A 19,241-nucleotide genomic window follows, 5' to 3' on the forward strand; every position below is an offset into this window, starting at 1 on the left:
ATTTCAGGAGGTACGTATGACTGACAAGTCGTTCGACGGTGGCAATGCTCAGGATGCCAAGGAGAAGTTCCGCGAGATCTTGGAACGTAAGGCCCAGGTCACGCGCGCCCGAACGGCCCACGAAGAGGGCCGCCTTCGTGTGAAGAACATGAGCGGTTCGGCCGGACAGAAGCGGTATTTCCGCAGGAAGACCGGCTGATCTCCACCCCCTGTGCCGCCGCGGCTCATTCCCTGCGAATGAGTCGCGGCGGCTTTTCTGTTCGCCGGATGAATGCGGCGGAGGTTGCGCTGGAATTTCGCTGGAGTCTCGCTTGAAGATTATTCGAGCCTCACTCGATGAAAATCCGGGCAGGCGGTGTATTCCAGCCACAACCGCAACCCCCCCGCGGGTGGCCCGTCGGTACCCCCTGCAAAACCCGAGCCGCGCTGTAGCGCCGCGATCGAACCTGGAGCGTGCGGCACCGGCTGTTCCCGGTGCGTTCGTCGAAAGGGCCCCGAATGAGCATCGTTGAGGAACGACCGCTGGTGGCAGACCCCGTCCTGCGCGCCCCCGTGGTCCGCGTGTCCCGCATACGGGAACGCCCGGCGCAGGCGCCCGCGCGTCCCGACGCCCCGCCGACCCCCACCACCGCGGAACCGGCGCTCGCCCTGGCCATGGCCTCGATCCGGATCTCCCGCGGCAACCCCACCGTGGAGGAGACGGCCGCACTGGCGGCCCTCCTGACGGCCCGTCTGCGTCTGCTGCACCATGCCCGCGAGTCCGAGGCTCCCACCGTCCTGCCCCGCAAACTCCCACGCCACCCCTGCCCCCCGTTCCGCGCGCCGGGCGCCTGGGCCTCGTAGCGCGAGAGCCTCAGCACCCGCTGACCCGCCCACGGTGGCCCTGGTCGTGGCTGCCGCGCGGACTCGGGTTCACCGTGTGGGACAAGATGGGGCCTCCGATCCGGAGGGGCGTGGGGATGAGTTACGAGCTGCAAGCAGTGATCGCTGAGGGAGAAGTGCTGCGCCGCTTGGCGCGCGAGCTGCCTACTGCCCGGCTCGCGTCGATCGGGCAGGGCCTCTCACTGATGCCGATGACGAAGGCCCTGTTCGACGAAGCCGCAGCCGGTACCGGTGGAGGCGCCTTGGGATTCCGGCGGTTGCCGGAAGCATTCGCGCAGGTGCTCACCGATCGGTCGGCCGGTGGGCCGGTGGCCTACGTGGAAGCCGAGTACTTCGGGGGTACGGGCGAGCAGCGGGCTGCTGTGTGGGACGGCGGCACCCTCGTGCTGGGACCGCTCCATGTCGAGGAGGGCCGGCCTTCTCCACCTGCCGGCAGTCCGATCTCTCAGGCGCTGCGACGGTTGGGCGTCGTCGCAAGCGTCGACCAGGACGAGTTCTCAGCCGTCGGGTTGGGCCGGCATCGACACAGCGCGGCGTGGCTCGGCTGACGCGCGACCCTCGAACCGCGCGCTCGCCGCGACGCCCCCCGATACAGGGCGTCGGCCCGCGACCTCGCCGAGGAGGTGCCGGCGGAATGCCAGGCCGACTCGTTCGGGCGGCTCATGGGGCATCACCCCGGGCATGACGGCGTGCACCGGCATCCCGTCGGTGGCACGCGCCATCGGCGCGGGCGCCGCGCACCCACGGATGGATCCGGTCCGCTGCAGATGGCTCACGGCGTTCCCGATGATGCTCTTCGCCCTGCCCGCTGCGGCCGCGAGCGCGGTGGCCGGGCCGCTGGTCTTCCAGGTACGCGCGATCAGGATCCTGCGGCGCGCGGTCCGCGCGTACCTGGGGCACAACCCGGACCCCCGCCGGACCGCGTTCGACATGTACCCCCGGACTCCGGCCCACGCCACGACGCGCGTCAACTGGAAGTGGCACCTCACGAACGGCCCTGACCGCGCCCACCCGGAGTACGACGGCCCGGACAGGAACCTGCGCCCGGCCGGCTACCTCGCCACGCTCCTGATCGAGCAGGAATGCGACCTGCCGCACTGCGAGATGGGTGTCCACCTGGACAGCGGCGAGGAATGCCGACTGTGCCGCTACCAGCAGCGGCGTGACGCGGCCGTCGGGCACGACCAGGCCGCCATCGACGCGGTCCACGACGAGGCGGTGGCCGCGAACGAGGCGTACGACCGGATCCGTGCCGCTCGCGTCGCCCGGGCCGCCGAGGCCGAGGAGATGGCCCGCCTGCGCGAGCGGTTGACCGAGGACCACCCGGAAACGGCCGCCGATGCCGTCCGGTCCCTCGGGATCCCCGCACCCCGGGACGGCGGAGCCGACTACGCCGGAGCCGGCCGGCGAGGCCGTCGCACCGTAGAGGAGGAGACGGCCCGCGCCGCGCTCGTGCGTGAGGGGCTGCGCGGCACCGCCCTGGACGAGGCGGTCCGCAGCCACATGGCCGCTTGGAAGGCCAGGCGCCGGCAGTCCGCGCAGGCCCCGTTCCAGGCCCTGGGAGGGCCTTGAGGGCCGTCCTGGCCCTCGGCAGGGCCTTCCCCTGTCGACAGGCGGCGGAAGGCCGCTCGGGGGACCCCGAGGAACACCGTAAGTTTTGAGCATGTTCAAATAAGGGTGTGCGGCCGCGGGCCGGACGCTCAACCTCTGGGGGAGGTCTGTGACCATGCGTGGATGGCAAGCGATCGTTCTCGCGGTGACCGGGATGGTGCTCACCACATCCTGCGGATACGCCGCGGCGATCAACGCGGCGGACATTTCGCAGGAGCAGCTGGTGGGGACGTGGACCAGTCCCGCCGGCACGTCCCTGACCTTCTCGAAGGATCACACCTTCACCGGAACGGGTTTCAGCACCGTCGAAGCGATGGCCGACTGCGCTCACCGCGAGACGCTGTCCGACGGCCGCTGGGCCTTCTACGTCAGCCCCGAGGGCGACGGCCACATCGTCCCCGACGAGACCGCCCCACGAGGCAACGACCTCGAGCTGTCCTTCCCCGACGATCCGTCGTGCACGGTGTGGGTCTACCTGTACGGATCCGCGAAGGACCCCCGCATGTGCCCCACGAGGGACCCGGACGCAGGCTGCCCCACGGGCGGCTATCTGAGGAAGGACGAGGCCGCTTCATGACGCGCTTCTCGACGGTCGAAGCGGTTCGCGTACCCCCTCGGACCGGTCAACGGCGCACCCGATAGCGCAGGTGAAGCACCCGGTCGCCCTGAATCACCGCGTCAGGATCCTCCAACAGGTGCTGCGCGTGGACCGACCCGAAGTAGCGCTTGCCGGACCCGAACACCACGGGTACGACGTCCATGCGCACCTCGTCGACCAGACCCGCGGCAAGCACCTGGCCTCCGACGTCGCCGGCGGCGACCTCGACGATGCGGTCACCCGCGAGCTCCTGCGCCTTGGCCACGGCCGCCTCGACGCCGTCGACGAAGTGGAACGGCGCCTCGGGGTCCCAGCCCTCGGGCCGCGGCCGGTGCGTCACGACGACCACGTGGTCGATGCCGCCCGGAGGCTTGCCGTCCCAGCCCTCCGTCAGGTCGAAGACGCGGCGGCCGACGACGGTCACCCCGATCCGGTCCCAGTACGGCCGGGTGTAGTCGTAGGACGTCTGCGACACCTTCAGCGCGCCGCTCTCGTCCAACGGCACGTCACCACCGGACAGCCAGTCGAACAGCGGTCCGGGCCGGTCGCTCTCGTCCGCGACGAAACCGTCCACCGACACCGAGCTGTACAGGACCACCTCGCCCACCGGGCTCTCCTCTGCTTCGGGGTGCCAAATTAGCGTGTCGTGAGCACTCACTCCCGCAAAGAAGCCGATCGGCTTCCTCGCCGGCGTCCGACTTGCCCTACTCGTGGGGTGGGTGAAGCATGGAATCAAGATCGCTTTACAAGTGGCGGACCCGCGTGCACGAGCACAGGAGCGTTCCCATGTCTGGCTCCTTTCAGCAGATCACGCTAGACGGGGGCTTGCAGGCCGACCTCTTCCTCCTTCGGTACGACGAGGACGGTCGGCTTCTCAGCCCGAGAGCCGAAGAGGAACTCAAGCAGCGCCTGCCGGGCGTGACCGACGTGTACCTCTTCTCGCACGGCTGGAACAACGTCTTCGATCAGGCCCTGGAGCGCTACCGGAGCTTCGTCAACGGCTACATGGAGCAGCGCAGGGCCTTCGCGATACCTACCCCGCAGGGCTACCGGCCGCTCCTGATCGGCATCATCTGGCCGTCGACCAGCTTCGTCTTCCCCTGGGAGGCGGGCCCGGAGATCGCGGCGGCGCCCGATCCCGAGGGCCGCGAGGCCGCCGAGGTCCAGGAGATGCTGGAGCTGGTCGCGAAGTCCTTGCCCGGCGCGAAGCGCCCCGAGCTCACGGAACGGATCGACGGACATACGGCGATCGACCGCGACGACGCCCTGAATCTGGCCGGACTCCTGCTGGGCACGCTGCGCGCACAGGTCGATCCCGACGACGGCTCGAGGGCGCCGACCGCGGAGGAGTTCCTGAACACCTTGCAGGCGTCGGCAGCCGGCGGGCACCCGGTGCCGACCGACACGGACCGGATCGGACTGGTACCGGACGAGGGGAACGAGGACGGCGCGCCCCCGGTCGGCGGCGCCCCCGACGTCGCCGGAGGCCTCTCCTTCGACCCGCGCATCCTGCTGCGGACGGCGACGGTGTGGAAGATGAAGGCCCGCGCCGGAGACATCGGCGCACACGGCGTGTCCCCCCTCGTCGGGCACATCCTTCAGCAGGGCGGACCGCGACTGCACCTGATCGGCCACTCCTTCGGTGCCCGCGTCCTGCTCTCGGCGCTCGCCACTGCGGCGCCCGCGCACAAGGCCCACTCGATGCTGCTCCTCCAACCCGCGGTGAACCGCTGGTGCTTCGCCGGGAACGTGGCGGGCACCGGCCGCAAGGGTGGCTACCACGCCGTACCGGACCTCCTGGAACGCCCCCTGCTGACCACGCTCTCCGAACATGACGAACCACTTCGCACGTTCTTCCACCTCGCCATGCGCGGCAGCAGCCAGCTCGGGGAACCGGATATCGCCGCGTTCGGCAACACGGACCTGTACGGCGCGCTCGGCGGATACGGCCCGGCCGAAGAAGCGGGCCGGACGGCGGAAGCCGATGCGATCTTCCCCGACAAGGGCCGGTACGACCTGCAGAGCGGGGCCCGGATCATCGCCGTCGACGGCAGCGTCGAGTTCGAGGGGAAGCCCGCGATCCCGGGACACGGCGAGGTCAGCAGCCCCGTCACCTGGTGGGCACTGCACTGTCTGACGAGGCCCGACTGAACGACGGGCACGCGGGCGACCGCGGCCCGGGCAGGGAGCCACGATGGCCGATGCCCTCATCGAGCAATGGCGTCTGACGGTACTGCGGGTACGGCTCGACCTCGCGGAACGCACCCCGCTCGTCAAGGCCGACCTGTTGAGCTACGCGGACGGCAGCACGCAGGCCCACAGCGACTGGCAAGGCGGCTTCGCGCCGGAGGAGTTCGGGCTGCTCACCGGTCCGGGCATGCCGGAAGAGCTACGCGTTCCGCCCCGGCTGACGCAGGAAGTCGTCCAGGCGCTGTCCCCGCGCCGAGACGAGGAGTTCACCCTGTGGCTGCGACTGGTGCCGCCCTACGGGCACCTGGGAGCCGTCCCGTGGGAGCGGGACCTCGTCCAGCTGACGGGCCGGGCCATGGTGCGGGTCCCCGACCGCCTCCCGGTGGCCACCGACCCCGGCGAGGACTGGACCGTGGCCATCGTGGTGAGCGACGACGACTCGAAAGCCCACTGGGCGGCCGGCAGCGTCCGGCACTTCCTCTCCGAACTCACCCAGGCGGTACCGGGCAACGTCGTCGCCCACGTCTTCGCCGACGCCGCCGTACACGACCTGCTGAAGGCGGAAGGAGCGGCGGCCCACCTCCATGATCCTCGCCAGGCATCGGAGATTCGTCGGGAACGAGCCGGGCGCGGGATCCGGCGGCTCCGAGGCCGTGGACCGGTCGGGGCACAGCCGTCGCGTCCGGACCGGACCCCGCTCTGGACGGACTGGATCGCCGGCGAACTGGCCGGCGGCGATGCCGTGCGCGCCCTGCACGTCATCGCCGACGGATCCTTCGACGACGAGCGCCCGCTGCTCATGGTCAGCCTCGACCCGGGGCGTCCCGGCAAAGGGCAGGACCGGGTCTCCATGAGCGGCGACGACCTTCGGCTGCTGGCCGACGGCATCGGCGCATCCGTACTGTCGCTGGCTTCGTCCCCGCACAACCGGTCCGACCTCGCCACACGGATGCTGGCGGACGGACTCGGACTGCGACGCTCCGGAGCGACGCTCTACAGCGACATGCGGTTCGACCTGCTCGGGCACGTGCTGGCGCAGGCACATGCCGCACTGGCCGGCCGGGGTGCCGTCCCCGCCCCTCACGACCGGTCGCTCTTCGCGTACATCCAGCCCGAACAGGTCCAGGACCTCCTGCGGGAGGAGTGGCCCGATCCCGAACAACCGAACCAGTCCTGGCTGACCGGGCGCGCCCCGATCGACGACTCGGCCACCAGCCGGGAGATCCTGCCGACGGCCCTCGGGCTGGTCCCGGGCGAGGCCACTCGTACCCTTTACCGGCAGGCGAGTTCCGTCCCCGGCTGGATGGCGACGTCGGAGCGGTTCATCGAGTCCAAGGCGGCGGACCTGGTGGAGACCGCCGCCGTGCCGGGGGAGACACCGGCCATGAAGCAGGCGTACGACCGCGGCACCGCGCAGGCCCTCACCGAACTGCGTGAACTCGTCGACCGGCGGGTGGAGCAGTCATGAACCGCACGGTATTGAGCTTCGAGCCCTTCGGAGACCAGGTCCTGCTCAAGCTGGCGGACGCCCCGACCGACATCCCGGGACTGGGGGAGCACGCCGTCACGGACGTCTCGGACCCCGGCGGCACGCTCGTGGAGCGAGGCAAGGCACTGCTGGACCGACTGGCCTTGCATCCCGCCGTGGGCAAGGGGCTCGCCGCGGTACTGGCCCTGCCACCGGGCGCCGCGCCGGGCCCGCTCTACTTCCACATGCTCTCGGCGCACGCCGACCAGCTCCCCTGGGAACTGCTCTTCGACCCCGCGCACGGCTTCTGCGCTCTCGACCGTCGCTGGCCGATCGTACGCATCGCCGCCCGCCACCGTGATCTCAGACAACGGGGATTCACGCCTCCGCTGCGCTTGGTCGCCGTGCTCTCCGCGGCCGGCCGGTCCGGACTGCCGCAGCTCGCCACCTTGCTGGACGCCACTGCCACTGCCGACGCCGAGGCCGTCACGGTCCAGCTGCACGTCATCAGCGGCGAGCAGGAGGTACTGGACGCCGTGGCCCCCGCCGGGCGCCCGGAGGTGACCGCCGAGCTGATTCCCTCGACCGAACCCGAGTTGCGCAGGAGCATCACCGCAGCCCGGCCGCACATCCTGCACCTCCTCTGCCACGGCGGGGCCGGCCTCGGGGGAGTGCGGACCCTGGCATTCGCCCACTTCGCCGACGTCGAGGCAGCGAGAGGCCGCACGCCGGAGGAACAGGAGGAGGCGGACCGGGCGGAGGACGCCGGCTCCGTACGCGTCAAAGTGCCCGAACTGATCACCGCTCTGGAGCCCTCCGATCCCTGGCTGGTCGTCCTGAGCGCCTGCCAGACCGCCGCAGCCACCGACAACACCCAGGCCATGGCGCACGAGCTCGTGTCGAACGGGGTACCCGCCGTGGCCGGGATGCGCAGACTGGTCGACCTCAACGACACCAACCACTTCTGCGCGGCCCTCTACCCGGAGGTCCTCGCCGCCGTCCGGGCGGCGATCTCGCCGAAGGGCACGCTCGCGCGGGAGATCGACTGGGCCGGGGTCTTCACCGCACCCCGCCTCGCGCTGGCCGGGCAGGATCCGGCCGCGGCCGACTCCTGGACCGATCCGGTGCTGTACGTACAGGCCGATCCGCTGCTCGTCTTCCCGGGATCCTCCGCGTTGTCACCCGCCGACTTCTCCACCCTGCAAGGACAACTGGACGTGTGGCAGGAGTTCGTCTCCACCCTCGACCCCGCGACCGCCGACCCCGTCCTGCTGGAGACGGCCCAGGAGCGGATCGCCGCTCTGCACGCCGCGCTGGGGGTGGCCGAGCCATGACCGAAGCACTTCCCCAGGAGATCCAGCTGAACGCCTGGACGGGCGAGGAGGCCCCGCGCACCGCGCTCGGGAACGGCGCCGAAAGCTGGGGGGCCAGACAACAGGGGCTGCCGCACTCCCAGGCCGTACTGCCTTTCGGCGCCCCACCCGATCTGCGCCGGTGGAGCGCGCCGGATGTGGGATACGGCGTACTGCTGCACGAGCCCGAGGACTCCGGTATGACGGATGCGGAGAAGGCGGCAGGCACCGACGCGCCACCAGCCGTACAGGAACTGCTGGCCGCACGTCCGGGCAGCGTGGTCCTGCGCTGGCGCCCGAAGCTGGGGGGCCGCTTCCTGCGCCGCTACTACCCGGACGGTGCGCCGGAGGAGCCGACGATCGGACTGACGCCCTTCGGGGCGGGAACGGGTCACCTGCCCAAGTACGTGGTGATCATCGGCGGTCCCGAGGTGATCCCCTGGTCCGTGCAGTACGCGCTGAGCACCCGGCACGCGGTGGGCCGGATCCCGTTGTCGGGGGAGCAACTGGACCGCTACATCACGGCATTGCTGTCCGACTGGAACGGCACCACGACGGCCCTCGACCGCGCGCTCGGCTGGACGGTCGTGCACGATCCCGAGGACATCACCGCCCTGATGAACACGGTCATCGCCCAGCAACTCGCCGCGAGGCTCACGCCGCCACCACTCACCGGCTTCCGGCAGCTGGTCGGGGAGGAAGCCACCGGCGTGGCACTCCTGCAGGAATTGAGCGAGCACGCGCCGGGCCTGGTGGCGACGTCCAGCCACGGACGGACCGGACCGCTGGGCGACCCGGACGCGATGCGGGCGCGGCTCGGGCTGCCCGTGGACGCCTCACACGCGGACGTGCCCTTGCCGGAGCTGCTCGCACACATGCCGCCCGGCTGCATCTGGTACGCGCAGGCCTGCTGCTCGGCCGGGGCCGGCGGCGACAGCCTCTACACCGGGCTGCTGCCCGAAGGGAGTCGAGCGTTGGGAACGGTGACCGCCGTGGCCGCACTGGGAACGATGGTGGCCCCGGCCGCCCTGGAACTGCTCGGCCGACCCCACCCCGTGCGGGCGGTACTGGGGCACGTCGAGCCCACCTTCAGCTGGACGCTCCAGGTCGACGAGACCGGCCAGAAGCTGGGCGAGCGGATCGCCGCCGCACTGTCCTCGCACCTGTACGACGGGGAACCGCTGGGCCTCGCCCTCTCCGAATACCGGGCGGACGTGGGGGAACTCAACACCCAGTTGGACGAACTGCGCACCCGTCTGGCCACAGGCCACAAGGAAGTCCTCCCGGCGATGACCAGGCTGCGGCTCTCGGCGCTGGACCGGCAGAGCCTTGTCCTACTGGGCGATCCTACGGTGACCTTCCCCCCACTGGTGTGAGGCCGCCCGCCGTGCCGGCCGGTGGCGCCGCCGATCCGCCCGGGGCCCCGGGCGGGCTCAACGCCCGTCCCACGACGGACCGGTGACCGCGGCGAGGCGGGCGTACTCCCACGGGTCGTGCGCGCTGAAGACGGTGACCTCGTCCGCGTGGTCGCGGACGAGGTCGCGCAGGCGGTCGCGGGTCGCGGCGCGTGCCGCGGCGTCGGTCTGCGCCCCCTGCTGGACCGGGTCGAGGACCGGGTGGTCCAGCGGCGGGGTGCGGTCGATCTCGCCGTGATACATGTACGCGTCGCCCGCGTGCAGCAGCCACCGGCCGTCGTCGGCGCGCACCCCGACGCCCGCGTGACCCGCAGAGTGTCCGGGCAGCGGCACCAGCAGCAGCTCGCACCGCAGCCCCTGCGGCCGCGCCACGCCGGGGAAGCCGAACCACGCCGTGTCCCCCTCCACGGAGGCGGGTGACAGCAGCGGCCCGTGCGCCCGGTGCGCCGGCATGAAGGCGTCGACGCTGTGCCGGTGGTGCGCGGCCGACGGGTCGGTGACGGCCCGGTACTCCTCGGGGTGCACGTGGATCCGCGCGTCGGGGAAGTCCGCCAGCCCTCCCGTGTGGTCCCGGTGCAGGTGCGTGAGGACGATGTGCCGCACGTCCCGCGGTGCGTAGCCCAGGCGTACGACCTGGTGCAGCGCGCTCTCCCGCGGGTCCAGTGCGGGCTGTGCGTAGTCCACCCAGTCCGCCCCGAGCGTCCGGTCGGGCCGACGCGTGTCCTCGGTACCGAGACCGGTGTCGACCAGGATCAGCCCGTCCTTGTCCGTCTCGATGAGCAGGCAGTGGCAGACGGCGGGCAGTTCGGGCAGCTCCCCGGGTCCGCCCGTCGCGGGTACCGCGCCGAACGGTGGAATCGTACGGAGCGAACCGCAGTTGAGATGATGGATGCGCACAAGGACCCCCTGGAGGTGCACGGGTGGGCTGTTCGCGACGGACGTTATGAGGGGCTTTCGTGACTCACCAAACGGTTGGACACGCACCGCAGGGTGCCCAGGACGGCCCGCTGGCGGACTGCCCCGACAGCGCGCTGGTCCCGCCCGCCCGCGAACCGCACTGCCCGGTGGACGTCACCCTGACCGTGCTGGGCGGCCGGTGGACGCCGCTGGTCCTGCGGGAATTCCTCCGCCGCGGCCAGGCCACCTACTCCGAGCTGGCAGACGCCCTGCCCGCCCTCTCCGACAAGGTCCTCTCGGACCGGCTCGCCCAGCTGAGCCGAGCGGGTGTCGTCGAACGCCACCGCACACCCGGCTGGCCTCCCCGGGTCCGCTACGTCCTGACCGGCCGGGGGCGCGCACTGGAACCGGTGGTGCGCAGCATGTGGGAGTGGGGCAGCACGAAGCCCTGAGGGCCGGTCGACCGCTCGGGATCCCGGCGGCGCGGCTGCTGTGCGCACCATGGCGACGGGGCGGCGGTCAGGTCGGCTGCGTGCGCTTTCATCGCCGAGCACCGCGGTGCTCAGCCCTTCCGACCGCCTCCGCAAGGCCCATGGACGTCGATGGCTTAAGGTGCGGAAGTTTGGACGGCGCAGACTGACTGTGGGGGACGGCATGGAGCAGATCTTGGCCCTGATCGGCGGGCTGGCATGGACGGTTGTGTATGTCGAGGCCATACGGGTGGGGCTGCGGGATCGGACGTACGCGATACCTGCCGGGGCCCTGGCGCTGAATCTCGCTTGGGAGGCGACGTACGTCGTCCAAGGGTTCAGCGGATCCGCGGACACGGCTCAGGCTGTGATCAACGCGGTCTGGACCGTCGCCGACATCGTCATCGTGTACACGTACCTGCGGTACGGCCGGGCCGAGCTGCCCGGCTTCGTCACCCCGAGGCTGTTCGCCGTGTGGAGTGTGCTCCTCTTCGCGAGCGCCTTCGTCGTCCAATGGCTCTTCGTCGCGCAGTTCGGCCCGCAGGACGGGGGCCACTACTCGGCCTTCTTGCAGAACCTGCTGATGTCCGGCCTGTTCATCGCCCTCTACGCGAGTCGGCGTGGCCCGCTCGGCCAGTCCCTGGTCATCGCGGTCGCCAAGTGGATCGGCACGCTCTCCGCGGCGTTCCTCTTCGGGGTCGTGGAGTACTCCCCGCTCGTTCTCGGGCTGGGGATCCTGTGCTCCGTCTTCGACCTCACGTACATTGCGCTGCTGGTCAAGGATCCGGCAGGCGTGCGGCGAGGCGCCGTGCCTCCGGCGGTGGACGGGGCCGCGATCAAGGCCGCCACGTGAGGAACCCGCGCACGGGCTAGCGGCTTTCGGGTCCGACATGCGGCAGGCGCCCGCCGGCAGCACGCACGACGAGTCGCCCTCCCACGGAACCGCCGGCGGCACCTCGACCGCGAGCGCACTCATCGGGCCACCGCGGCAAGCGACGGCACCGGTTCGGTCTGCGCGAGGCGGGCCCGGTGCGCCTGGCGACGCGCGACGTTGCACGCTGCGGCGGGACGAGCAGAGCTCGCCGGGGGGCACGTGACAGGTCGGACACTGCTCGCCGAACGCCCCGTGCCGGAACCGGCGGTGTGTCTCGTAGGCCGCGTCCAGGGCCGCTTCGACGGCCGGGGACGACCGAGCGTGCATCCAGGTGGCCTGCGCCGAGGGGACCGTGGTGGTGCTCATGGAGGGGGCATCTCCTTGTGCGGAAAGAGGTGAGGGCTCCGAGCCCTCACCTCATGTACGTCGAACCGCAGTTCTTGTTAAGCCTCCTGCGTCTACCCAGGTCAGAGCCGTGGAAGCGCTGCGATCACCCGCACGTCCGGGGCGGTCCCCGTCGCCGCGGTTCGACTCGCCCGGAGCCGGTCCTGTGCCGCCCTGCGCAGGCGGGGCGAGCCGGCCCTCGGCGCGGGGGCGGCGTTCGCCGGCGCGCACGCCCTTGCCGGGTGGAGCGGGCCGGCCGCCGCCGCACGACCTCGGCGGTGTCGGCGGTGTTCGCGGGCATGGTGTGTGACCATCCCAGGATTCACTCGTTTGACGCGGGCGTGAGCACCTCTCAGAGATTCGGCTCGGACGCCGTCGAACACGCCGAGGCGGTCCTTGTCGAGCAGTACCCCCGACTGGTCCGGCTCGCCTACCTGACGCTCCCGAACTCGTCGGGCCGGCACGCCCGCGTCCTGCTGGCCCACAAGGCCGTGCAGCGGGCGCTGCCCCGCCCCGGCACACCGGCGGAACCAGCCCGTGCCGACGGCGGTACGGGCGACGTCGACCCGCACCCCACGCTGGTCCGCATCCGCATCCGCATCCGCGTCCTGCGCGCCGTCCTCGCCCCCGCCGGACCCGCGCGCGGCGCCTGGGCCCGCATCGGCCGACTGCCCGTGCCGCCCTTCGTGTGGGGGCTGCGACTGTGGCCACCCGCGGGCGGGATCGACGAGGCCGCCCAGACGCTGGGCGATGCCCCCGCCCCCGTGCGGGCGGCGTTCGTCCTCCACCACCTGGACGACCTGACCGAGCGCGAGGTCGTACGCCTCCTCGGCTCCGCCGGGGCCGCCGACCCCGCCGGAGCCGTACGCGACGCCCTCGCCCTGCCCGTCGGGGAAGGACTCCTCCAGGCCCTGCGCCGACCGGAGTTCGACGCCAGCGTGGTCAGCGCCCGCCCCACCGACCTGCTGCGCCGGCGCCGCAGGGCCCGGGCTTGCTGGGCCGGTCTCGCCACCCTGGCCGTGGCCCTCACCGCGCTCTCCGTCCACGGCCCGCCCTCCGGGCCGGACGTACGCCCGGCGGCCGGACCCGCGGCCTCCGCGGTGCTGGACCCCGGCCGGCTCCAGCGCGTCCCCGCCGAGGCGTGGGCCGACACCGCCCGCGTCGACTTCACCGCCTGGCCCGCCCGCGGCGGCCGTACCGGCGACCGTGACCTGCTGGCCCGCGCCCTGCGCACATGGGCCGCGCCGGGCGGAACCCCGGTCACCATGACGCCCGGCACCACGGCCGAACCTCCCGCACGACCGCCCCAACTGCTGTACGCGGGCGAACTGGACGGCCGTACGGTGGTGCTCCTGCGCGACGAGGACCGTGTGGTGCGCTACGGCGAAACCACCACCGGATCCGGGGCCCGCACGCTCGACGTCACCCGCACCGACGACGCGGGCGTCACGACGGCGGCCGCCCTCACCCTGTCCCGGGCCCCCGGCGGGGCGTCGGCCCGCTACCTCCTCGCCCCGTGGATCGCCACGGCCGCCACCCGCGACCTGCTCCGCGCCGGCGACGCGCCCCACACGCTCGCCGTCGCGGGCGACGGGGTCACCGCCCCGGCCGCCGTTCCCGCCAGCGGCGGGAGCTGCGCTTCCTGGCCCGTCCTCGAACTCACCTCATCGACCCGCATCGTCGAGAAGCACTCCTTCGTCCTCACCGACCTCGGCGCGCTGTCGCCGGTGCACCTGACCTACACGCCCCTGCCGGACGGCCCCGCCGCCGCCCCCGCGCGCCAGCCGCGGGAAGCCACCGGCCCCGAGGCCCGCACGGCCTGGGCCCCCCTGGCCTGCCGGCTCGGCGAACTGCGCGCAGGCGCCTACCGGGCCGTCAACGTCTGGGACTTCGCCGCCGCCCGGCTGCCCGACGGCGCCGGCCGTGCGGTCTGGTCGTGCACACGGGCCTCCGGCTGGGCCGGGCCCGGCGACGTCACGGTCCGGATGCGCCTCGAAGGGGGAACACCGCAGGACGTGGCGCGGGCCCGCTCCACCGCCGCCTGCGGCCGGTTCGGCCAGCACCTCCTCGCGGGCTTCCGTTGGCGATCCCCGGCCGGCCGCTGGTACCTGCTGGCCGCCGGAAGCCGGCAGGTCACCGGGATCACGGCGACCGGCGCGGTGCGGGCCGGCGCCACCGACCGTACCCTCGCCGCCCCCTGGACCGGCCCGGACGGTCCGGTGTCCGTGACGGGAACCCTCGCCGCCGGCGGCACCGTCACCGCCCTCGACGGAGCGGGAGGCGGCCGCGACTGACCGGCGGCTGGGGCGGTCACCAGGCAGTCCCTGGTTCAGTGCGTCGGCCGGTCGTCGAGGGGGATGTCCAGTCCGTCGGCGAGGGCGGTGAGGGTCGGGCCCAGGGGGAGCGCGACGCGTGCGGCCGCGTGCCGGTCGCCTCTGGTCGGGTCCCTGTTGACGATCATCACGGGTTTTCCCGCCTGGGCTGCCTGGCGCACGAACCGGAGCCCTGACATCACCGTCAGCGATGACCCCAGGACCAGGAGTGAGTTCGCCGTGTCGACCAGTTCGCGGCAGCGCTCCACCCGGTTCGGGGGAACGGTTTCGCCGAAGAACACCACATCGGGCTTGAGGGTGCCGCCGCACTTCGAGCAAGGCATGACGGTGAAGTCTCCGACCTGGTCGTCGGTGAGGTCGGCGTCGCCGTCCGGATTCAGTCGGGCGGTCCCGGGATCGAAGCCGACATTGGCTTCCTCCAACCGCCGGGCGAGTTCCCGGCGCGCGCTGAAGGCGCCGCAGGAAAGGCAGACGACCCGGTGCAGACTTCCATGGAGTTCCACCACGTCCTTGCTGCCGGCGGCCTGATGCAGACCGTCGACGTTCTGGGTGATCACCGCCGAGAGCAGGCCGCGCCGCCCGAACGCGGCCACGGCCCGGTGCCCGGCGTTGGGCCGAGCGCGGCCGAAGGTGCGCCAGCCGAGGTGGCTGCGTGCCCAGTAGCGGCGCCGAGCGTGGATGCTCGTGGTGAACTCCTGGTAGGTCATCGGGGTGTGCCGGCGCAGGCTCCCGTTCTCGCCCCGGTAGTCGGGGATTCCCGACTCGGTGGACAGGCCCGCCCCGCTGAGCACCAGCACGCCGCCGTTCCTCAGCGTGTCGGCGACCGGCTCCGGATCCGTGGTGCCCGGCAGCAGTTCCGCGGCGGTGGGGGTCCAGCTCAGAGTGGGGCGCGTACGCATGTAGCCAGCGTACGGAAGGGGGCTGCGTCGGGGGAGCGGTGGGCGGGGGAGCGGTGGGTGGGACCTGAGAGACTGCCCGGTATGGATGTCCAGCGCAGGAACAACGTCACCGTCACCGGCAACGCCCACGGCCCGACCGTGGTCCTCGCGCACGGCTTCGGCTGCGACCAGAACATGTGGCGCTTCACCGTCCCCGCCCTGGTCGAGGACTACCGGGTGGTGTTGTTCGACTACGTCGGGTCGGGCCGCTCGGACCTTTCCTCCTTCTCGGAGACCCGCTACGCATCCCTCGACGGTTACGCCCAGGACGTGGTGGACGTCTGCGAGGTGCTCGACCTCAGAGGCGCGGTGTTCGTGGGGCATTCGGTCTCGGCGATGATCGGCGTACTGGCCGCCGGGACGGCTCCGGAGCGGATCGGCGCCCTGGTGATGGTGGCGCCCTCTCCCCGGTACATCGATGACGAGGGATACCGGGGCGGGTTCTCCGCCGAGGACGTCGAGGAGCTGCTCGATTCGCTGGAATCGAACTACCTGGGCTGGTCGGCGGCGATGGCGCCGGCGATCATGGGGAATGCCGAGCGGCCCGAACTCGGCGAGGAGCTGACGAACAGCTTCTGTGCCACCGACCCGGAGATGGCGCGCGTCTTCGCCCGCACCACCTTCCTGTCCGACTCCAGGGACGACCTCAAGAAGGTCGGCGTGCCGACGCTGGTGCTGGACTGCACCCAGGACGCCATCGCCCCCCGGGAGGTCGGCGCCTTCGTGCACCGTGAGATCCCCCACTCGACACGGATCACTCTGGACGCGACCGGGCACTGCCCGCACCTGTCCGCACCCGAAGCCACCAACGCGGCGATCACCGGCTTCCTGGCAGGCCTGCGGTGATGTGCCCCAGCGATCAGCAGTCCGAGCCGCACGACACGGGCGACACGGGCGACGACAAGCGCTCGGACGCGGCCTTCGCGGCACTGCTGGAGGACAGCGCGGAGGAGCTGTACGAGCGCGCACCGTGCGGCTACCTCTCCACGCTGATGGACGGCACCGTGGCGAAGATCAACATGACGCTGCTGGACTGGCTGGGCCTGACCCGGGAGGCGGTGGTGGGCCGGATGCGCTTCACCGACCTGCTGACCGTGGGCGGCAGGCTCTACCACGAGACGCACTTCGCGCCGCTGCTCCGCATGCAGGGCGAGATCGGCGGCATCGCCCTGGAGATCCGCAAGGCCGACGGCGCCCGGATGCCGATGCTGGTCTCCTCCGTGGTCAAGCACGGGGCGACGGGCGAGCCGCTGCTGATCCGCACCACCCTCTTCGACGCCCGCGACCGCCGCGCCTACGAAGAAGAACTCCTGCGGGCGCGCAAAGCCGCCGAGGAGGCACACCGGCAGGCCGAAGCCGACCGTGCCCGACTCCAGGACGCCCTCGCCGTACTCCAGTCATCGCTCCTGCCCGACACCCTGCCGCCCATCCCCGGCATGGAGACCGCCGCGCACTACCGCACCGCCTCCCCCGATCGACTCGGCGGCGACTTCTACGACGTCTTCCCCCTCGACGCCACACGCTTCGCCTTCTTCCTCGGCGATGTCTGCGGTAAGGGCCCGCAGGCCGCCGCGGTCACCTCGCTCACGCGCTACACCCTGCGCACCGCGGCCCTCCACGACGCCGACCCCGTCTCCGCCCTCACCACTCTCAACCGAGTCCTTCACCAGCGCTTCAGCACGGGTGACCCCCGCTACTGCACCGCCGTCTTCGGCACCCTCGAACCCGACCCGGTGACAGAGCGGGTCACGGTCCACCTGGCTTCGGGCGGACACCCGCCGGCCCTGGTCCTGCGCGCCGACGGCACAGCCGACTTCCTCCGCACCCCCGGTGGCCTCCTCATCGGCATCCTGCCCACCGCGCCCTTCACCCCCGCCACGACCACGCTGGGACCCGGCGACACCCTCCTGCTCTACACCGACGGCCTCACCGAAGCCCGTACCGGTCGAAGCCGTACCGAGCTGTACGGTGACGAAGCCCTGCGCGCCTTCGTCACCGATCACACCGGCCGGTCCCCGGCCGAGGTCATGGAGGCACTGACGGTCCTGTTGGACGGCTTCGGGGACGGCCTCGACGACGACACCGCCCTCCTCGCCCTCGGCGTGCCCGCAGCCCGTTCCACGACCGGGAAGCCGACATGAGCCCGCTGCACGTCACCGTTCGAGACGCCCCGACCGGCTCGGTGGTGGAAGTCGTCGGAGACCTCGACTACGACACCTGCGCGGACCTGCGCGACCTCCTGACGACCCTCTCCCTCCAACCGGGCCGGCGCCTCGTCCTGGACCTGGCCCGCATGGAGTTCTGCGACTCCAGCGGCATCACCACGCTGATCGCCGCCCGCAACCACGCCCGGTCGGCCGGAGCCGACTTCGCACTCGCCACGGTCCCGGCGAACACGCTGCGCGTCCTGCGCGTCGTCGGACTGGACCAGGTCTTCCCGCTTCACCCTGACGTCGAGTCCGCGCTCGGGCCTTGACGGCCCGAGCCGGACCGGGCCGGCGTGTTCTCGCCGTTCTCGCCGTTCTCGCAGATCCGGTGGAGGGACATCGCCCTTGGACGCCCTGGCCGAAGCCCACCTACCATGCCGGTGATCATCGTCGCCGTGGCGCTCCACGGCGACGTCACCACATCCCGGGGGGATTCATGGACGCCTACAACGTGCCGGTCGGACCGGCCGCCGAGCGGGGCCCGCGCTTCAGATTCCGCAATCCGATCGGACCGGCGCTCGTCGTCCAGTCGCTGATCGCCACCCAGGCGCTCGCCGACGTCTACATCATCGCGACCGGCGGTGAGGACTCGCCCTGGCTGGCCGACGACATGGTTCCGTTCCCGGCCGTGCTCCAGGTGTCGTGCTGGATCGCGTTCCTCGTCTGGTTCTTCCGCGTCCGCAGCAACGCCGAGGTCCTGGCCCCGGGCAGCCACACGTACCCGGTGGGCTTCGCCATCGGCGCCTGGGCCATCCCGCTCGCCATGTGGTGGCTGCCGCGCCGCATCGCCCTCGACATCCGACGGGCCGGAGGCCCGCCCCGCGACGCCTGGTTGATCAACGCCTGGTGGTTCGTCTGGCTCCTCGACGGCCCGCTCTCGGTCGCCTTCCACTACCTGGTACTCGGCCACTTCGACTACCGCAACCCGGTCGACCAGAGCCTGAACATCCTGTCCGCGATCCTCGCGATCGTGGTCGTCCGCCGGATCACCGCGGCCCAGCCCGCAGGCCCCCTGCCGTACTTCAACATGACCTGAGCCTCGACCCACTGCCGGCCGGCGGGGCGCCTAGGGCCTGACCGGGGCGGTGGTGAACAGCTGCGTGGTGCCGGTGGCGTCGAGGAGGCGTTGTAGGTGCTGCGGCAGGGGGCCTGCCAGTACGAGGTTCTGCGGGGCGTCGAGGAGGGCGTGCAGCAGCGCGGCGTCCGCGAAGTCGACACCGGTCAGGTCCATGATCGCTGTGGTGGCGGGGACGGCGCCCAGGGCTTCGCGCAGTATGTGGACGGAGTCCATGTCGAACTCGCCGGTGAGCCGGATGAGCGTGGTGTGCCGCTGTCGCGGCAGGAGTTCGACCGCGGCCTGTGCGCCGGCATGGGCCGGCCCCGGGCGGGTGTGAGCGGTGTGAAGGGTGCGCTGCATGGTGGCCGTCCCGGTCGTGGGGGAGCCCTCCCCTTCCGCGTCCGGGAAGGAGGTACGCGGCCCACATGGCCACGTGATCGAGGAGGTCCGTACCGGAGGCGCCCCACCACGATCGAGGAGGGACGCAGCAGCGCGGGTCACACCAACGGCTACCTTCAACGTGCCCGCTCCGCAGCCCGTTCACCCGTGCCCGGACGATTTTCGG

20 protein-coding genes are annotated in these 19,241 nt (G+C 71.7%); 16 read left to right on the top strand and 4 right to left on the bottom strand.

Annotated elements, in window-relative coordinates; genetic code table 11:
* Positions 1–16: 16 nt before the first annotated feature.
* The 5 genes from ACGFYY_RS15430 to ACGFYY_RS15450 all read left to right on the top strand — a co-directional run bounded on the left by ACGFYY_RS15430 (position 17) and on the right by ACGFYY_RS15450 (position 3,070).
* Positions 17–199: a DUF5302 domain-containing protein gene (locus tag ACGFYY_RS15430; protein ID WP_365274920.1), complete on the top strand. Its 183-nt coding sequence runs from the start codon at positions 17–19 to the stop codon at positions 197–199.
* 299 nt (positions 200–498) lie between these two features.
* On the top strand, positions 499–843 hold the full coding sequence (locus ACGFYY_RS15435; protein WP_365274917.1) for a hypothetical protein: 345 nt from the start codon (positions 499–501) through the stop codon (positions 841–843).
* A 116-nt stretch (positions 844–959) separates the two neighbouring features.
* Positions 960–1,430 carry a hypothetical protein gene (locus ACGFYY_RS15440; protein ID WP_393709610.1) on the top strand — a complete coding sequence of 157 codons (471 nt, stop codon included), beginning with the start codon at positions 960–962 and terminating at the stop codon, positions 1,428–1,430.
* Positions 1,431–1,563: 133 nt separating this feature from the next.
* A complete protein-coding gene (locus ACGFYY_RS15445; protein WP_393709612.1) occupies positions 1,564–2,454 on the top strand; it encodes a hypothetical protein in 891 nt (296 codons plus the stop codon).
* Between the two features lie 154 nt (positions 2,455–2,608).
* Entirely contained in the window at positions 2,609–3,070 is a 462-nt protein-coding gene (locus ACGFYY_RS15450) for a hypothetical protein (RefSeq protein WP_393709614.1), read from the top strand.
* Between the two features lie 46 nt (positions 3,071–3,116).
* Here the strand turns inward: ACGFYY_RS15450 and ACGFYY_RS15455 are convergent, their stop codons facing one another.
* A complete protein-coding gene (locus tag ACGFYY_RS15455; RefSeq protein ID WP_393709616.1) occupies positions 3,117–3,698 on the bottom strand; it encodes a dihydrofolate reductase family protein in 582 nt (193 codons plus the stop codon).
* Positions 3,699–3,877: 179 nt separating this feature from the next.
* On the opposite strand from ACGFYY_RS15455, the gene ACGFYY_RS15460 reads away from it, so the two are divergent.
* Genes ACGFYY_RS15460 through ACGFYY_RS15475 form a run of 4 tightly spaced genes read left to right on the top strand, consistent with a single transcriptional unit; the run spans position 3,878 to position 9,477 of the window.
* Positions 3,878–5,242 carry a hypothetical protein gene (locus tag ACGFYY_RS15460; protein WP_393709618.1) on the top strand — a complete coding sequence of 455 codons (1,365 nt, stop codon included), beginning with the start codon at positions 3,878–3,880 and terminating at the stop codon, positions 5,240–5,242.
* Between the two features lie 43 nt (positions 5,243–5,285).
* Positions 5,286–6,749, top strand: coding sequence for a hypothetical protein (locus tag ACGFYY_RS15465; RefSeq protein WP_393709620.1), 1,464 nt, complete (start codon positions 5,286–5,288; stop codon positions 6,747–6,749).
* On the top strand, positions 6,746–8,083 hold the full coding sequence (locus ACGFYY_RS15470) for a CHAT domain-containing protein (RefSeq protein WP_393709622.1): 1,338 nt from the start codon (positions 6,746–6,748) through the stop codon (positions 8,081–8,083). Before ACGFYY_RS15465 ends, ACGFYY_RS15470 begins: the two co-directional genes overlap by 4 nt.
* Positions 8,080–9,477: a hypothetical protein gene (locus tag ACGFYY_RS15475; protein WP_393709624.1), complete on the top strand. Its 1,398-nt coding sequence runs from the start codon at positions 8,080–8,082 to the stop codon at positions 9,475–9,477. Before ACGFYY_RS15470 ends, ACGFYY_RS15475 begins: the two co-directional genes overlap by 4 nt.
* Positions 9,478–9,534: 57 nt before the next feature.
* Here the strand turns inward: ACGFYY_RS15475 and ACGFYY_RS15480 are convergent, their stop codons facing one another.
* The gene (locus ACGFYY_RS15480; protein ID WP_393709625.1) at positions 9,535–10,413 is read right to left on the bottom strand and encodes an MBL fold metallo-hydrolase; all 879 of its coding nucleotides are present in this window, start codon (positions 10,411–10,413) and stop codon (positions 9,535–9,537) included.
* A 59-nt stretch (positions 10,414–10,472) separates the two neighbouring features.
* Here ACGFYY_RS15480 and ACGFYY_RS15485 point away from each other — a divergent pair, with 59 nt between their 5' ends.
* From ACGFYY_RS15485 to ACGFYY_RS15495, 3 genes are all read left to right on the top strand, one after another.
* Complete coding sequence (locus ACGFYY_RS15485) at positions 10,473–10,865, top strand: helix-turn-helix domain-containing protein (protein ID WP_365274900.1); 393 nt, start codon at positions 10,473–10,475, stop codon at positions 10,863–10,865.
* A gap of 202 nt (positions 10,866–11,067) precedes the next feature.
* Positions 11,068–11,736 (top strand): hypothetical protein, encoded by a 669-nt coding sequence (locus ACGFYY_RS15490; RefSeq protein ID WP_393709626.1) that lies wholly within the window; start codon positions 11,068–11,070, stop codon positions 11,734–11,736.
* Positions 11,737–12,440: 704 nt separating this feature from the next.
* Complete coding sequence (locus ACGFYY_RS15495; RefSeq protein WP_393709957.1) at positions 12,441–14,435, top strand: hypothetical protein; 1,995 nt, start codon at positions 12,441–12,443, stop codon at positions 14,433–14,435.
* Positions 14,436–14,470: 35 nt separating this feature from the next.
* On the opposite strand, the gene ACGFYY_RS15500 is transcribed toward ACGFYY_RS15495, so the two are convergent.
* Entirely contained in the window at positions 14,471–15,373 is a 903-nt protein-coding gene (locus ACGFYY_RS15500; protein WP_365274889.1) for an NAD-dependent protein deacetylase, read from the bottom strand.
* A gap of 81 nt (positions 15,374–15,454) precedes the next feature.
* Between ACGFYY_RS15500 and ACGFYY_RS15505 the strand changes: the two genes are divergently transcribed.
* The 4 genes from ACGFYY_RS15505 to ACGFYY_RS15520 all read left to right on the top strand — a co-directional run bounded on the left by ACGFYY_RS15505 (position 15,455) and on the right by ACGFYY_RS15520 (position 18,655).
* Positions 15,455–16,258 carry an alpha/beta fold hydrolase gene (locus ACGFYY_RS15505; protein WP_393709627.1) on the top strand — a complete coding sequence of 268 codons (804 nt, stop codon included), beginning with the start codon at positions 15,455–15,457 and terminating at the stop codon, positions 16,256–16,258.
* On the top strand, positions 16,258–17,553 hold the full coding sequence (locus ACGFYY_RS15510) for a PP2C family protein-serine/threonine phosphatase (RefSeq protein ID WP_393709628.1): 1,296 nt from the start codon (positions 16,258–16,260) through the stop codon (positions 17,551–17,553). The genes ACGFYY_RS15505 and ACGFYY_RS15510 overlap by 1 nt, the downstream gene beginning before the upstream one ends.
* Positions 17,550–17,888 carry an STAS domain-containing protein gene (locus ACGFYY_RS15515; protein WP_393709630.1) on the top strand — a complete coding sequence of 113 codons (339 nt, stop codon included), beginning with the start codon at positions 17,550–17,552 and terminating at the stop codon, positions 17,886–17,888. The genes ACGFYY_RS15510 and ACGFYY_RS15515 overlap by 4 nt, the downstream gene beginning before the upstream one ends.
* A 167-nt stretch (positions 17,889–18,055) precedes the next feature.
* A complete protein-coding gene (locus ACGFYY_RS15520) occupies positions 18,056–18,655 on the top strand; it encodes a DUF4328 domain-containing protein (RefSeq protein ID WP_393709632.1) in 600 nt (199 codons plus the stop codon).
* Positions 18,656–18,685: 30 nt separating this feature from the next.
* Here the strand turns inward: ACGFYY_RS15520 and ACGFYY_RS15525 are convergent, their stop codons facing one another.
* On the bottom strand, positions 18,686–19,036 hold the full coding sequence (locus ACGFYY_RS15525; protein WP_393709634.1) for a hypothetical protein: 351 nt from the start codon (positions 19,034–19,036) through the stop codon (positions 18,686–18,688).
* Between the last annotated feature and the right edge of the window lie 205 nt (positions 19,037–19,241).

It is taken from the genome of Streptomyces sp. NPDC048331, from assembly GCF_043201215.1.
Classification (GTDB): Bacteria; Actinomycetota; Actinomycetes; order Streptomycetales; family Streptomycetaceae; genus Streptomyces.

Bases quoted from the DNA above. Each gene is read 5' to 3' on its own strand.
- ACGFYY_RS15445 (WP_393709612.1), top strand. From the start codon at position 1,564: ATGACGGCGTGCACCGGCATCCCGTCGGTGGCACGCGCCATCGGCGCG.
- ACGFYY_RS15520 (WP_393709632.1), top strand. From the start codon at position 18,056: ATGGACGCCTACAACGTGCCGGTCGGACCGGCCGCCGAGCGGGGCCCG.
- ACGFYY_RS15440 (WP_393709610.1), top strand. From the start codon at position 960: ATGAGTTACGAGCTGCAAGCAGTGATCGCTGAGGGAGAAGTGCTGCGC.
- ACGFYY_RS15515 (WP_393709630.1), top strand. From the start codon at position 17,550: ATGAGCCCGCTGCACGTCACCGTTCGAGACGCCCCGACCGGCTCGGTG.
- ACGFYY_RS15510 (WP_393709628.1), top strand. From the start codon at position 16,258: ATGTGCCCCAGCGATCAGCAGTCCGAGCCGCACGACACGGGCGACACG.
- ACGFYY_RS15525 (WP_393709634.1), bottom strand. From the start codon at position 19,036: ATGCAGCGCACCCTTCACACCGCTCACACCCGCCCGGGGCCGGCCCAT.
- ACGFYY_RS15505 (WP_393709627.1), top strand. From the start codon at position 15,455: ATGGATGTCCAGCGCAGGAACAACGTCACCGTCACCGGCAACGCCCAC.
- ACGFYY_RS15490 (WP_393709626.1), top strand. From the start codon at position 11,068: ATGGAGCAGATCTTGGCCCTGATCGGCGGGCTGGCATGGACGGTTGTG.
- ACGFYY_RS15495 (WP_393709957.1), top strand. From the start codon at position 12,441: ATGGTGTGTGACCATCCCAGGATTCACTCGTTTGACGCGGGCGTGAGC.
- ACGFYY_RS15435 (WP_365274917.1), top strand. From the start codon at position 499: ATGAGCATCGTTGAGGAACGACCGCTGGTGGCAGACCCCGTCCTGCGC.
- ACGFYY_RS15465 (WP_393709620.1), top strand. From the start codon at position 5,286: ATGGCCGATGCCCTCATCGAGCAATGGCGTCTGACGGTACTGCGGGTA.
- ACGFYY_RS15500 (WP_365274889.1), bottom strand. From the start codon at position 15,373: ATGCGTACGCGCCCCACTCTGAGCTGGACCCCCACCGCCGCGGAACTG.
- ACGFYY_RS15475 (WP_393709624.1), top strand. From the start codon at position 8,080: ATGACCGAAGCACTTCCCCAGGAGATCCAGCTGAACGCCTGGACGGGC.
- ACGFYY_RS15430 (WP_365274920.1), top strand. From the start codon at position 17: ATGACTGACAAGTCGTTCGACGGTGGCAATGCTCAGGATGCCAAGGAG.
- ACGFYY_RS15470 (WP_393709622.1), top strand. From the start codon at position 6,746: ATGAACCGCACGGTATTGAGCTTCGAGCCCTTCGGAGACCAGGTCCTG.
- ACGFYY_RS15450 (WP_393709614.1), top strand. From the start codon at position 2,609: ATGCGTGGATGGCAAGCGATCGTTCTCGCGGTGACCGGGATGGTGCTC.
- ACGFYY_RS15460 (WP_393709618.1), top strand. From the start codon at position 3,878: ATGTCTGGCTCCTTTCAGCAGATCACGCTAGACGGGGGCTTGCAGGCC.